Consider the following 13096-nt stretch of genomic DNA (forward strand, 5'->3'; position numbering starts at 1 on the left):
CAAATTTATAGGAAGATTAAAAGAGATTAATTAGACGAATTCGTGTAGGTAAAAAAAGAAAATCTAAAATCTTCTTTCTTCCGATCTCTTTAAGGCTTCTACCTGTTTGAATAAAATAAAATACCTGCTTTAAGCGATTTATGAAATTCAGATCAACATATCTTATTAGCGGAGGAATACTGTAGTGAAAATCAAGTAAGCTTAATGCTGTCTCGTTAGATCCAAAGTAATGTTTTGACTTTTTTGATATTGTTGTTATGTGCTTTATATTTCTAGCTTTACAATAAAAGCTTGAAACCCATTTTTGCCAATTTGCTTTTGTATATTCAACTGATAGCAGGGAATATTGATCGTCCTGAATGTCTTTAAATGCGACATCATCTTTTAATAAATTGTCAAGCTTGTTAATCCATTCATTTGCATCGGAAGCGTACTCAAACGGATACCTGCTCTTGAAAAATTTTGAAAGAAAGAATGGCGAAGGCATTAAATGGATTGTCTTCCCCAATAAGCCAGCTTGCAGCATTGCTGTAAATGATGCAAAGGGAAAGCTTTCAATGTATAAATCACAAGCTTGCTCATATATGGCAAGATCATCTTTGCTAACTAAACCTAAATATGTGATTCGAGGGTGGTCATATCTAACTGCAAGCTCATCTTCCTTGCCAATACCAGCTATTACCAGCCTGGCAACTGGATTTTTATCGAGCACCGTGATTGCACATGCAAAAAAATTATGGCGTTCGCTGGGGGTAAACTTATAAGCAGCGCCTGTAGACAAAAGTATTTTTTCATTCGAGCTTAGACCAAGAATATTCCTAGCAGTTGATGTATCATATTTCCTCTCGTTAGAGGTTATTTCAACAGGAATAGGAATAAAACATTGGTTTCTACTACCTCGGCGTTCTTCGTCAACTTCGATGCAGGATGGTCTTATCTGTAATGTTATATCTGAAACCGACATGCCAACTGAAAAAATGTGATCGGCATGATTCATAAAAGCAATCGGTGGCAAGTCGTCAACTGAATATGCAATGACTGGAATTATATCGTCAGGATGTATATGTAATATTATCAAGTCGAAGCTTTTTGAAATTACTCTTAAAGATTCTGCCCTGCTTAAAATAGATGACTCTACGTCTAGGCAATGAAATTTAAAAAGCAAATGATTAGTCTCATGTAAAAGCGATGGTAAGGGATCAACTTGTGATGTAAGAACCAAACCATGAGTGTTTTCGGGATCATTTTTTATCCAATTTGTTAACAGCCTGGTATGCCCACCAGTTTCGTAAATTGTAGTAGCTATATGTAATATTTTTAAACCGTTACTTTTATCGATATCATTTACAAAAACAAAATCTTCCTTTTCATTTGTTAAGTTCTTGCCAATTTGAATAAGTAGGCTTTCTAATTTCCAGTTTGTATAATAACCAGTGCAATTGCCATATGCAAACGTTGCCAAATCTTTTAATAAATGTGTGGCTGAAGAAAATTTACCTCGATCTATCAACCGTTCAGCCGATTTTAGGCAATTATCAAAATAAATTTTATTTCGAAATATGTACTCTTTACTCATTGCAAAAACTGCAAGTTTTGCTACAGATAAACTCAACCTGTCTTTCAGTCATTCCAGGCCAAATTGGTAAACTTAGACAAGTATCTGCTAACTCTTCCGAGATTGGAAAATCACCTTTTATAAAACCAAGATATTGATAAGCCTTCTGCAAATGTGGCGGGATTGGGTAATGTATTAACGTGCCAATGCCATGATCCGCCAAACGGTGTTGAAGTTCATCGCGTTTATTAGTTCTAATCACATATAAGTGATAAACATGTGTAGCGTGCTTATGAATTTCAGGCAAGGTAATTCCCGGGACGTCTTTTAAATATTCATTGTACCAAGCCGCGATTTGTTGCCGTTGCGTGGTCCATTCTCTAAGGTATTTTAACTTAATGGAAAGAAATCCGGCCTGACATTCATCCAACCTCATGTTGTGGCCGATTATATCATTGACATACTTCTTATTTGATCCGTAATTTCTCAAAGACATTGCTTTTTCAGCAAGTTCTTTGTCATCCGTAGTTATAGCTCCGGCATCGCCAAAAGCGCCAAGATTTTTTCCGGGGTAAAAGCTGGTGCCGTTAATATTACCCCAACTTCCAGTTAACTTTCCCTTAAATGCTGCACCCTGCGACTGAGCGTTGTCTTCAATCACAAACAAATTATGTTTTTCGGCGATTGTCTTGATACTTTCCATTTCGCAGGCTTGTCCATATAAGTGGACCGGCATGATCGCTTTTGTTTTTGGCGTTATCGCAGCCTCGATCAGTGACGGGTCGAGATTATAGGTTTTTATATCCGGTTCAACGAAAACGGGTGTTGCACCTACGTAAGATACGGCTAAAACTGTAGCAATGTATGTGTTTGATGGCACGATCACCTCATCGCCAAAGCCGATATTTAACGTCTTTAACGCAATATGAAGTGCGTCAAGGCCGTTACTTAACCCAACGCAATACCCCGTTTGGTTGAAGTTTGCGTATTGTTCTTCAAATGTTTTTACCCGATTGCCCAAAATGTACCAGGCATCGTCAAAAAAATCCTCGAAAGCAGCTGTTATCTCAGATTTAATACGCTTATTAATATGGTCGAATGAAAGGAATGGTATATTCACGTTAATAGTAGCTGTTTAAGAGTTCAATAACGGCGGAGTTACCGTATTCTACAGCATAATCAAAAATATTCTTCCCCGAGTCATCTGGCTTCTGCAACTCAGGACTTTGAGTTAGTATAAAACTCAAGAGCTCTAGATTATTAGTTTTGCTTGCAGCAGTCATCGTATACATCGCGGCTGTGGTACCTTTGTAATTAGCTGTGTTAATATCCCAGTCGTTATTTAGTAAATACTTTACAAAATCTGTTTGAAGATGGTAGCATGCTATGATTAGCGCATCCCAGCCTTGCTTGGAGCGAATATTCAAAGGGTAACCATTTTGGCTCAAATATTCGATTTGGTCAATGTCACCGGTTTTGGCTGCGTTCCATAACTCATCTTCTTTATCAACGTATAACCCTACCTGGTAATCAATGGTATTAAGAACTTTGTAAAAGTCGTCTTCCTGATCAACAGTCCCCGGTTTTCCTTTTGTAGGCACGGACAGCAATATCGACTTGTAAATTTTTCGGTCATGTACTATCGGCAATTGGTAATCTCTAAATATTAATGATCTTATTTGATTATGAATTTCAAAGGCCGTTTTATTTAAGTTGATTTTTAAATTGCCGAAATCAATAGTTTTCTTTGAATAATAGCTGCTGCCAATTATTGATTGGGTAAAACAATCCCTGTTTTCGGAAACTAGAGCTGCGAATTGTTTTTTTATTAAGTCAATTCCCGCCTGTAAGTATTTTTCATAAAGCTGCCTTGCTGTTAGCTCTAAATTTATGGGGATGATTTGTTGATCAATGATATCACCGGTATCAATGCCAGAATCGATTTTATGTAATGTAACACCGGTCTCAATTTCGCCATTACGTATTGGCAAAATCGATGTAAACATGCCTTTGTAAGCGGGTAGTTTAGAAAAATGAATGTTAAAAAGCTTGTCGGTTTTAAAAAACTCCGGTTGTATTATTTTATCAAATTCAAGTGAAAGAAAAAGAAGGTTAGCAATTTCATAAACATCTGTTAGTTGAACAACGGGTATATTATTTTTTTTACAATAATGACGTAAAGAAGGCTGCCAGTTATTTACACCATCATCAGTAGAATTAGCTATTGCGATTACTTCTAGGTCAGGGAAATTTGATTGAATATATTGCAAGACTTCAACCGCTATCAAATTTTTCCCGGCTACGCAGATTGTCATTTTTCTATCGCAAAATAGTTTATAAACTGATTGTAATCGCGAATATAATCCGCCTCGTCGTATTCATTTGAAGCAATTACTAACTGGACAGCGCTGTGCGAATATTGCATAGTGTGCCAGCAAAGTTTAGGTAAATATAAGCCCACGTCCGGGCTTTCAAGTTTGAATTCCGCTCTTGAACCATCTATCAATTCAGTCGTAATTCGAATATTTCCTGAGACAGCCACCAAAACAAGTTCTTTGTCAATGTTAGCATGTCCGCCTCTTTTAATACTTTGCGGGGTATAGTAGGTCCAATAGGTTCTCTTAATAGAGAAAGGTATGTTTTCAAATTCCTGGCCAACTGAAATGAAGCCAAGCTCGGATGATCCTATCGACTCAAATTGAATGAGGTAAGGCTGGCTCATAATTGTTTTCAGAATATTCCAAATTGTATTTTATCTCAGGCCGTATAACACCAGGTAATATGTTGTTATTTGAGCCGAAACTTTCATTAAGTATTTCAAATTGTATAAAATCATCAACGGTAAATAATGCGTAACGTTGATCTTCTCCGAAAATCAGATTGAATTTGTAAATTCCTGCATTTATCAAATTTGAGGGAATAACCCCCTCAACAACATAATATCCTTGTTTCGAATCCTTATGTATGGTTATAAGTTTAGCGTGATGAAATACAGCAACATCATCAATGGTGCGAAGCTCAAAAGTAGTGTCTAGGTTAATGCCGGATTTTGAGTTATAAAATTTTATTTTAAAGCTAAAACCCGATGAAATTGAAATTTCATTTCCGTTTAACGGCAAAACAGAAAATGAAAGAATACGAATATCGTCATTTCCAGGAGCTTCTTCTAACTTACCGGTATGGTGGAATGAGGAAATAGAATTATTAAGGCTTTGGTAATAATTAATGGCCTCCAGGTGGTTTCCTGAAAAAGTAAGTCCACCATTTTTTAAGACAATTCCTTTTGTACAAAGCTGCTTTACAGCTGCCATATTATGACTTACAAACAAAACTGTCCGTCCTTCTCCCTTACTCACATCACCCATTTTTCCTAAACATTTTTTCTGGAATTCTGCATCTCCAACAGCTAACACCTCGTCTACAATCAGTATTTCCGATTCAAGGTGTGCAGCAACAGCGAAGGCCAGGCGTACATACATTCCGGAAGAATAGCGTTTTACAGGTGTATCGATGTAACGTTCCACACCAGCAAAATCGACAATCTCATCGAACTTTCGTTTAATCTCTTCTTTGCGCATGCCCAGGATAGCGCCGTTCAAAAAAATATTTTCCCGTCCGCTCAGGTCGGGGTGAAAGCCGGTACCCACTTCCAATAAACTTGCTACACGTCCTTTAACTTTTACGGCGCCGGTAGTAGGGGATGTAACCCGGCTCAGGATTTTGAGTAAGGTACTTTTTCCTGCGCCATTGCGTCCGATGATTCCTACCGCATCACCTTGCTGGATATCAAAGTTAATATCCCGAAGACTCCAAACGTATTCGCTTTCGCCTTTGCTGGTACGGTCGTTCGCTTCGCCGATTTTTAAATAGGGATTTTCTTTCCCACGAACGGTGTGCCACCAACGATTAATGTCATGCGACAGCGAACCAGTGCCGATTTGGCCGAGGCGGTATTGCTTGCTTAGGTTTTCTACTTTGATGACGGTATTACTCACTTATTAATCGGTTATTTGTTCTCTCAAATACTTTAAGAGAGTGATATTTTTAATCTATTTCGCTGTCAATGCTTAGACTCCGCTCAGCATGACATTAAACAGTATCCATGAACGTTTTTTCCACCTTATTAAAAAGGATAGCTCCGACAAACAGAACAACAAACATAAACGCAATACTGTAAATCATGGCATTAGGGTCAACAGTTCCTTTACCAAATAATGCAAAACGAAACGCTTCTGTCACTGCGGTTAAAGGATTCAGGTCGATCACCCATTTATAGCTCTTATTCCGTAAATAAGAAAGCGGGTAGGCGATAGGTGTGATATACATGCCCAACTGCACGGCAAATCCTAAAAGAACGGTGAAGTCACGATACTTGGTGGTAACGGACGAAATGATGATTCCCATGCCGAGGCCTATGCCAGCCATTAACGCAAGTATTAAAGGAATCGTTAACCAATACCAGCTTAAATGAATCGGGTAACCGTTAAACTGCATATAGATCATCACGACCAGCAACAGTAAAAACTGGATGCCAAATTTTACGATATTGGATATCACAACCGATAAGGGAATAACCAGCCTTGGGAAATAAACTTTTCCAAATATAGCGGCATTGGATGTGAATGTGTTAGAAGTACTTGTCAGACAGGTCGAAAAATAATTCCAGATGGTAATGCCTGACATGTAAAAAAGTGTAGGGTTAATACCGTCGGTTGGTATTTTCGCAATCTTACCGAAGACAAGTAAAAACATGATCGTTGTCAGGATCGGCTGAATGAAGTGCCACACCGGCCCTAAGACAGTTTGCTTGTATTGGGCTACGAAATCCCGGCGGACAAATAACCACATCAGGTCTCGATAATGCCAAACATCTTGAAGATGCAGGTCGAGAAGGTTGGTTTTGGGTTTTATCTCCAGGTCCCAGTGTTCTTCTTGTGTTTTTATGTTTTCTGCGGTTTGCATTTGTTGTTTAAATCAGGTGATAATTCAGATTGCTTTGTACCTCGCAATGACGGACGATTCATGCAACCAGTAAATCGGAAATCTTTTCCCTGTACTGCTCAAAACCATATTTTTCGAAAATTGCTGCTTGTATATCGACCGGATTTAATTGTCGGCTTAGCAGTTTTGAAGTTATTTCTTCGATACTTTTGGGATCGCGGTTATCGCAAAGCATGCCTGTTTGATTTTCAATAACAGCATCGGCGCTTCCGTCCCGGTTTCCGGCCAGGGATGGAGTTCCACAAGCACCCGCTTCAATAAAAGAAATACCGAATCCTTCGCCTTCGCTGGGCATTACAAAAGCATCGGCTAATTGATAATGGTCGCTCAATTCTTCATCGGTAACGAACCCGGTTAGCGTAACATGCTTCTGAACGCCGGTTTCTTTGATCAATTTTTCAATACGTTCTTTTTCAGCTTCGTCAGCTTTTCCCCCAATCAGGTAATGTAGATCGGGATGCTTTTCCAAAAGAGCAGGTAGGATTTCAATAACCTTATCGTAACCTTTATATTGTTCCGAAGATGACAAACGAGCCAGGGTGAATAAGACCGGTTGATCGCGAAGCTGATATCTTTCCTTTAAATATTGAGGTTTTGAATTCAGTTCGACCTTCGGAAAAAATGGATCAAGGCAATTTGGAAAAACGATAATTTTCCGAGATTCGACCTTATGTTTTTCAATAAGCTGTTGTTTGGTGAATCTGCTGACCGCCAAAATCACGTTTGCGTCAGCTAAGGTTTTTTTTTGTATGCTGCTTAGGGGCCGCCAAACCTCTATTCCATGCGCATGGATGATCACTTTAAGCGAAGGCTTCAGCCATTTGGCGATAACTGAGATTACTGCCAAATTTATATGGCTTAATACCAAAATGTCTTTTTTCAGTGCCTGGCTGATACTTTTTATCGTGAACAACAGTTTCTTTCCTTTAAAGCCTTCAAACCTATTAGTAGCAATGTATTTTTCGTTTGCGGATTTATCGAGCAGCACGTTCGCTTTTACCTTAATCTTATTGTCGATATGAAGATTATCTAGTACTTTCAACCAGGCGCGATTCACTTTCTCGATACCTCCTGTCTGGCTGAAACAGCTTAACCCCACATACAGGACCTTTTTCAAGCAGCGTTTTCTTCAAACTTTCTCATTACCAGTAAACTCATGGGTTTCGACCAGTGAATTTTACCAGCTTCAAAACCACGGAGCATTGATTCGACTTCTGCGTTGTTTTTATAACTATTCTTCAACTGTCTATAGGCGTCATTCTCCTGCAGCCATTCCTGGAAAGGGAAGGTAAAACCCATCTTCGGCCGGTTCCAAACCTGCTCGGGAAGAAGATTTCCGAAAGCGTTGATTAGGAGATGCTTTGCGGGTTTTGCCGGATCAAACACAACCTTTTCGTCCAGGTTGTTTGCGATTTCGACTAAATTGTCATCAAGGAAGGGAACACGTATTTCAAGTCCGTGCTGCATGCTCATAAAATCAGCGTCTTTCAGCAATTGGTTTTGCATGAAATAATTCTGCTCGTACCAGGCGGCAAGCTGTCCGTTCCAGCATCCAGGTTTCAGGCTTACCGGTTCAGGCAATCCATCCAGAACTTTTTCCTGTGTGCAGCCATTGATTCCTGCTATGTTCTTAATTTGCTGCGGATTGAAAAGTCCTCTCAGGAATAGATATTCGTAGATACTATTCGTCGTATTTTTTAAATACCCAGCTCTTTTTAAAGCGTCTTTGCCTGTTAATGCAGCGGCAAATTGAATCGATTTACGCCATGAACGTGCCATCGGGATTTTCTGGACACGTTTAAATGAAGGGTAGCCGCCGAAAAGTTCGTCGGCACCGATACCCGATAATACGGCTGTGAGTCCCGCGTCATGAGCAGCCTTTGACACGAACCAGGAATTGATTCCGTCCGTAGTAGGCTGATCCATTCCATCTAAAATCTGCTGAAGATAGCGGTGAAAATCTTTCTTCGTAATTTCCGAGGATATATGTTGTCCTGGCAGTTTATCACTTACCAATTTTTGATAACTCTTTTCGGAAAAGCGAGCCTCTGGAAAATGGAGCGAAACAGTCAGTAAATTATTCCCCTGGTATTTAGCAGCTTGCAAGGCCAGGAGCGAACTGTCGATTCCGCCGCTTAAAAAAACACCGATCGAGGCATCTGAGACAAGTTGCCGCCGTATGGCGCGGTCAAGGTAATCGTCAACCAGTTGCTGAGTTTCAGCCAGGTCCGTATGTAACTTAGTATGGCTTTCTTCCTTGTAACTGCGTAAAACTGTTTCGCCCGATCTGAAATTATATTTGAGGAAATGCCCTTTCGAAAGCATAAATACATCTTTCAGCGTTGTCATTGGAGCGGGAAGATGGCCGCAGCTTAAGAACGCGGTTTTCCATTCACTCGGTTCCAGGTGAATTGGTGCTTTTTTAAAAGCTTTCACTTCGGAAGCGAATACCAGTTCCTGGTCTTTCTGATAGTAATATAATGGCTTGATACCTTGCTGATCACGCACGAGATAAAGGCATTGTTGATTTTTATCAAGCAATCCGAAGGCAAACATACCTTTGAACATCGCAAAACAAGAGTTTCCCCATTCCTGGTAGGCATGCAGGATCACCTCTGTATCCGAGGTGCTTTTGAATTGATGCCCGATTTTTACCAGTTCACTTTTCAGTTCAGGAAAATTGTAGATCTCTCCGTTAAATACGATAGCTATTCTCTCATCGGGAGCAAACATCGGTTGATGTCCGGCCGGCGATAGATCGAGCAGCGACAGGCGCCTATGACTAAGAGCAACCGGGAGTTCTTCGTCCGAATAATAACCGGCATCGTCCGGACCGCCGTGTGCCTGGATATCCGCCATAGCTTTAACAAACTCGTAAAGCTGCTCTTTCGAATATTTTTTAGAAACTATTCCGGCAATTCTGCACATATTGTTTTTTATTTCGTTGTGTCATTTCGACGACCCGTCATTTCGACCTTAGGAGAAATCTGCCTTAGTTTAGGTAGATTCCTCGTCGCCGATGTCACCCTGAGGCACTCGAAGGGTAGACGTCAGGCCCCGTAAAGACTAATCATTCCCTAACTCCTCACGCACCACTCTTCGAGAACCTCAGAGTGACCAATCACGCGGTCCGGGCACAGCTTCGCCGCGTCAGTCCCATTTCTGACTTTTTAGAATTCTGAATCAAATCAGAACGAAGTATTATTCGTCATTTCGACGACAGGAGAAATCTGGCTTAGCCTGGATAGATTTCTCGTCGTACCTCCTCGAAATGACGAAGATGCATTCGAAAGCCTCACTCTCGAAAACCTCATGTTGCATTTCTTTCGGTCTCCGGTCTCATTGCTTCCGGACCTCTCGTCTTCCGGACTTTCAGCTTCCCAACTTCCTGTCTTTCGGACTTTCTCGTCTTCCTGACTTTCAGCTTTCCGACTTCCGGACCTCTCGTCTTCCCGACTTTTTTCAGCTTTCGGACTTTCGGACCTTCTCGTCTTCCGGACTTTCAGCTTCCCGACTTTCGGACTTCCAAATTTACCGCCTATTCTACAAACGCCGCCGGCAACTGCACAACCACACTCTGTCCCACATGGTCGATGCGGATAAGCAGCTTCTTACGTGAAGAACGGCTGATAAGTTCACCTTTTAAGCCTTTTAAAGGGCCTGCATTGATGATTATTTCTTCCCCTTTTTCGAACTCTCTGTCTGTCAGTTCGATATCTTCTTCGCTCGCCAGTAATAATTTCAAGGCTTCGATCTGCCGCTCCGGCATCGAGGCAATTTTCCCCGAAAAGTACAGGAAACGACATACCCCGTTTGTCATCAGCACTTCGGCGTGTTGCTTAGCATTTATATTCACAAATAAGTAGGAAGGAATTAATGGCTCATCAATCCATTTTTTCCGGTCGCTCCATTGCTTTAATGTTTTCCTCAGCGGGAGATAACTCTCGATTCCCTTCGCACTAAGCAATTCATGTGCCCTTTTTTCCGCTCGCGGGTTTGTATATACAGGATACCACTTTTTCTCTTCCACTTTTTTTAGTTATCAGTTGTCAGCTTTGAGCTATCAGCCATGAGCTATGAACCATCAACCATGAACCATCAACTATGATTTACGGTCTATCAACCATTTCCCTATCCTCTGCTCCCCCTCTTCCAAAACTCCCACCACTTCTTATCATCCTCATAATAGCCGGCTCCCGAATATCCCGAGTAATCAGAATAGTAATACGTATTGCCGCTTCCACGTGAGTAATCAGTCGTGTAGATGTTCGCGTGTAACGCATCATCGCCAAATGCATTCAATACAATCGCGACGTTCGTCAGGCCGTATTCCCGGGAAATTCTTTCCGGTACAGAAGCTGCCCGGTTTTGCGAAATACCTGAGCGAAGCACGAACAGGTTAATGTCAGAATTCCGGATCATCGGTACCGCGTCAGAAACCAGTCCCACCGGAGCTGTGTCGAACAATACGTAATCATAACGGTCCTGCAGGATCGCGAATAATTCAACCATTTTATCGCTGTGTAATAGCTCCGAAGGATTCGGCGGAATTGGCCCCGAGGAGATGAAATCAATACCATGTGAAGTATTGTGTTCGATAATTTCATCCAATCCGTATTTACCCGACAGGTAATTGCTCAAGCCTTTTTTATTGTCTGTATCGAAAGCCTTATGCAGTTTTGATTTTCGCAGATCCGCTGCAACCAGTAATACTTTTTTATCGATAAGTGCAAGCGTTACGGCAAGATTAAGGGTGATAAATGATTTTCCCTCACCGGAGATTTCGGATGTTACGCAGATGATCTTGCTTTTTTTATGGCTTGCCATAAAACTAAGATTTGTGCGCACTGAACGTACTGATTCCGCAAATACCGATTTCGGTTTCTCTACTGATAGAACCTGCTTGCTGTTCTGGTCGATATATTCCGGGAATTTCCTGATCACTCCAATAATAGGTGTGGTGGTCAATCCTTCAACTGCTTCCTTATCATAGATGTATGGATTGAGAATACGGATTAGTAATATCAGTCCGGCACCTGCTGCCAGTCCCGCTAGTAAAGCCGAAATATAGATCTGCCGTGGCACAGGTGAAATTGGGAAGAATGAAGGTTGTGCAAGGTTTACGATCGTTGCGCCGGGAACAATTGCCGCCGCGCTGATCTGTGATTCCAGTTTTTTCTCTGAAAGATAGGAGTAGACCTTCTGGTTGATATCAAATTTGGATTGCAGGGTTGCAAACTCTTTTTGTGTTCCGGGCAGCCGGTTCAGGTTTTGATTAACCTGGGCAATCTGGGCATCAATATACCTGATGGTCTTTTGATTTCGCTCGTGCAGCGAATTGATATTATTGCGTATGGCTTGTTTGATCTCGTTAATTTGCCGGTCAAGGTCCTTTATAGGGGCCGACTCCGGGTTGAACTGCGTCAGTTTCTGTTCGCGGTTGGCGATAAGAGAATTTAATTGAGTCACAAGGCCTCCGAGCAGGGAGCCTATTTCACCTTCAAGGTCAAAATTGATCTGTATGCGCTGCTTGTTACCGGCGATCTGTGTCTCCAGTTGACGAATGCCAAGCTCGGCGATATTCAACTCTGTTTTTTGCTTTTCAAAGTCGCCTAGTTTGCCGACTGCCATTTGTGTATTGGTGTTCAGGTCAACGACATTATTTTGTGTTTTATAGCGTGCCAGGTCTGTACCGGAAGCCGCGACCTGTTCATTCAAAAATTCCAGTTGGCTGTCTATAAAGTCGATGGTCTGCTGTGCTCCCTTGCGCCGTTGGCTGGCATCGTAAGTGACGTATTCCTTCATCACAGCGTTAAGGATGTCAGCTGCAAACACCGGGTTCTGGTCGGTATTGCTTAGGTTCATCACATTGGTGAACTTCGCTGCTTCCATGGTATTGATGCCGAATGCCCGGCCCATGAAATCGTATTTGGAATTGAACTTGAAGCTGTATTGCCCGGATGAGGGAACCGGCGTAGTAACCCGGAAGATCATGTTTCCCTCGCTGATATCCTGCCCGTAACGATAGGTTTTATAGCTTTTTGATCCCGATACACCGAGCTTAAAGCTCGTACTGCTCACAGAACTGATGTCATATATTGCGCGGCTGAAGTTTACCGAATCCTGTTTGGCGATGTCAACTGTAAACGGTACGGTTGGATAAAGTTCCGTTGTCCGTACCCGCCCCTTAAGAAAATAAGAAACTTTGTAATTCAGCCTGCCTATTGCGTTTAATATTACATCATTCGATTTGATCACATAACTTTCCGCCTTGATCTTATCGGTAAAATTGCCCATCGACGAGTAATCGGGACTGGTACGAACGGCATTAGATAAAGCGCCTTGTTTATCATCGAATTTCAAAGACGCGAAGGTCATATATACCGGCGGTGTATACCAGATATAAAGCCAGGCTATAACCAGTGAAATGACTAAACATCCGGCGATCCAGTACCAGCGGCTGAGGAACACCTTGATAATCTTCCAGAAATCAATACTCTGGCTGGCGGTCTTTTTTACCGTTTCAGTAGTTTGATCCAT

General features: G+C 41.5%; 10 protein-coding genes. All 10 read right to left on the reverse strand.

Annotated elements, in window-relative coordinates; all coding sequences use genetic code 11:
- Nucleotides 1-16: 16 nt before the first annotated feature.
- A complete protein-coding gene (locus GS399_RS17785; RefSeq protein ID WP_160846007.1) occupies nt 17-1576 on the reverse strand; it encodes a glycosyltransferase family protein in 1560 nt (519 codons plus the stop codon).
- Nucleotides 1569-2675: a DegT/DnrJ/EryC1/StrS family aminotransferase gene (locus GS399_RS17790; RefSeq protein ID WP_160846008.1), complete on the reverse strand. Its 1107-nt coding sequence runs from the start codon at nt 2673-2675 to the stop codon at nt 1569-1571. The genes GS399_RS17785 and GS399_RS17790 overlap by 8 nt, the downstream gene beginning before the upstream one ends.
- Before the next feature lies 1 nt (nt 2676).
- Entirely contained in the window at nt 2677-3843 is a 1167-nt protein-coding gene (locus GS399_RS17795; protein ID WP_160846009.1) for an ankyrin repeat domain-containing protein, read from the reverse strand.
- Between the two features lie 23 nt (nt 3844-3866).
- Complete coding sequence (locus GS399_RS17800; RefSeq protein ID WP_160846010.1) at nt 3867-4277, reverse strand: sugar 3,4-ketoisomerase; 411 nt, start codon at nt 4275-4277, stop codon at nt 3867-3869.
- Nucleotides 4249-5550, reverse strand: a complete 1302-nt coding sequence (locus GS399_RS17805; protein WP_160846011.1) for an ABC transporter ATP-binding protein — start codon at nt 5548-5550, stop codon at nt 4249-4251. The genes GS399_RS17800 and GS399_RS17805 overlap by 29 nt, the downstream gene beginning before the upstream one ends.
- A gap of 94 nt (nt 5551-5644) precedes the next feature.
- Nucleotides 5645-6517, reverse strand: a complete 873-nt coding sequence (locus GS399_RS17810; RefSeq protein WP_202409501.1) for an ABC transporter permease — start codon at nt 6515-6517, stop codon at nt 5645-5647.
- Nucleotides 6518-6575: 58 nt separating this feature from the next.
- Nucleotides 6576-7673 carry a glycosyltransferase family 4 protein gene (locus tag GS399_RS17815; protein WP_160846012.1) on the reverse strand — a complete coding sequence of 366 codons (1098 nt, stop codon included), beginning with the start codon at nt 7671-7673 and terminating at the stop codon, nt 6576-6578.
- Nucleotides 7670-9484 (reverse strand): asparagine synthase (glutamine-hydrolyzing), encoded by a 1815-nt coding sequence (asnB, locus tag GS399_RS17820; RefSeq protein ID WP_160846013.1) that lies wholly within the window; start codon nt 9482-9484, stop codon nt 7670-7672. Before asnB ends, GS399_RS17815 begins: the two co-directional genes overlap by 4 nt.
- A gap of 610 nt (nt 9485-10094) precedes the next feature.
- Nucleotides 10095-10586 (reverse strand): UpxY family transcription antiterminator, encoded by a 492-nt coding sequence (locus GS399_RS17825; protein WP_160846014.1) that lies wholly within the window; start codon nt 10584-10586, stop codon nt 10095-10097.
- Nucleotides 10587-10687: 101 nt separating this feature from the next.
- Entirely contained in the window at nt 10688-13096 is a 2409-nt protein-coding gene (locus tag GS399_RS17830) for a GumC family protein (RefSeq protein ID WP_160846015.1), read from the reverse strand.

The sequence above is a fragment of the Hufsiella arboris genome, from assembly GCF_009834875.1.
In the GTDB taxonomy this organism is placed as follows: domain Bacteria; phylum Bacteroidota; class Bacteroidia; order Sphingobacteriales; family Sphingobacteriaceae; genus Hufsiella_A; species Hufsiella_A arboris.